2 protein-coding genes are annotated in these 1,897 nt (G+C 71.9%); both read left to right on the top strand.

Annotated features, from left to right (window positions below; genetic code table 11):
• A partial coding sequence (locus AC27IQ_RS23550) for a DUF4118 domain-containing protein (RefSeq protein WP_487091001.1) occupies positions 1–1,590 on the top strand: 1,590 nt, incomplete at its 5' end.
• A partial coding sequence (locus AC27IQ_RS23545) for a response regulator (protein ID WP_487091000.1) occupies positions 1,587–1,897 on the top strand: 311 nt, incomplete at its 3' end. The genes AC27IQ_RS23550 and AC27IQ_RS23545, both read left to right, overlap by 4 nt.

Below are 1,897 nucleotides of genomic sequence, written 5' to 3'. Positions count from 1 at the left end.
CGGCGCCTGGCGCAGGCGGACTGGGGGCGGGCCGGCACCGATGCGCTCGACAGCGAGGAGCGCCAGCCGGCCCGCTGGCCGGGCTTCGTGTGGTCGCTGGCCGTGAGCGTGGCCGTCACCCTGCTCACCCACCTGCTGTCCGGGGTGTTCGAACTGGCCAACATTGTCATGCTGTACCTGCTCGGGGTGGTGGGCGTGGCCATGCGGTTCGGCCGGGCGCCTGCGGCCCTCGCGGCGCTGGTCAACGTACTGGCGTTCGATTTCTTCTTCGTTTCGCCGCGCATGTCGTTCGCCGTGAGCGACGTGCAGTACCTCGTCACCTTCGGGGTCATGCTCATGGTGGGGCTGCTGGTGGGGCAGCTCACCGCGGGGCTGCGCTTCGCGGCGGGCGTGTCGGCGAGCCGCGAGCGGCGCGCGCAGTCGTTGTTCGACCTCACGCGCGAACTGTCCGCAGCGCTGCAGGTGGAGCAGATCACCGCCATCGGTGCTGCCGCGGTGCAAAAGCATTTCGGAGGGCGTGCGGCGGTGCTCGCGCTGGATGAGAGCGACCGCCTGGCCATGCCCGAGGGGCTGCCGCCCGGATTCGACGCGAACGTGGCCGACTGGACGCTGCGCCAGGGCCAGAGCGCCGGCCTGGCCACGGCCACACTGGCCGCGCAGACCTGGCGCTACGTGCCGCTCACCGCGCCCATGCGCGTGCGGGGCGTGCTGGCGCTGGAGCCTGCACAGCCGCGCTGGCTGCTGATTCCCGAGCAGGCACAGCAGCTCGATACGCTGGCCCGGCAGATCGCCATCGCCCTGGAGCGGGTGCACTACGTGGACGTGGCGCAGCGCGCGGTGGTGGACATGGAGTCGGAGCGCCTGCGCAATGCCCTGCTGGGCGCCATTTCGCACGACGTGCGCACCCCGCTCACCGCGCTGATCGCGCTGGCGGAGTCGCTGCCCGCGCAGTCGGCCGAAGACCAGGCCGAGGCCGGCCGCGCCATCGTGGCGCAGGCCCATCAGCTGCACGCGCTGGTGAGCAACCTGCTCGACATGGCACGGCTGGAGAGCGGCATTGCCGGCGGCAGCGTGAACCTGCGGCGCGACTGGCAGTCGGTCGAGGAGGTGGTGGGCACAGCGATCCGGGCAGCACGCCCTGCGCTGGGGCGCTTGCCGGTGGTCACGCACCTGCCGGCGGACCTCCCTTTGGTGGAATTCGATGCCGTGCTCATCGAGCGGGTGCTGGTCAACCTGCTGGAAAACGCCGCCAAATACGGCGCGCCGCCCATCGAGGTGTCCGCCAGCACCACGCCCACCACGCTGCGGCTGGCCGTGCGCGACCATGGGCCGGGCCTGCCGGTGGCGCTGCGAGGGCAGGAGCACACGCTGTTCGAGAAATTCACGCGTGGCCAGTCGGAGTCGGCCACGCCCGGCGTGGGCCTGGGGCTGGCCATCTGCAAGGCGGTGGTGCAGGCGCACGGCGGCGACATCTCCGCCGCCAGCGCCGAGCGCGGCGGGGCGGAGTTCACCGTGATCCTGCCGCGGCGCGACGAGCCCCCCCTTCCCCTGGACGAACCCTTGGAGCCCGGCGCGCCGGAAACGCCATGACCCTGGCCTTGCGAACGGTGATCGTGATCGAGGACGAGCCGCAGATCCGCCGCTTCGTGCGCAGTGCGCTCGAAGCCGAGGGTTGGCAGGTGCATGAGGCGGCCACGCTGCGCGAGGGGCTGTCGGCCGCCGGCACGCGGCAGCCGGACCTGCTGGTGCTCGATCTGGGGCTGCCCGATGGCGATGGCGTGGGCCTAATCCGCGATGTGCGCAGCTGGTCGGCGGTGCCCATCATCGTGCTGTCGGCCCGCACCGACGAGGCCGACAAGATCGCGGCCCTGGATGCGGGCGCCGACGACTACCTCAC

The organism is Acidovorax sp. KPB24-07 (genome assembly GCF_057543315.1).
This window is presented reverse-complemented; position numbering and strand designations above follow the sequence as displayed.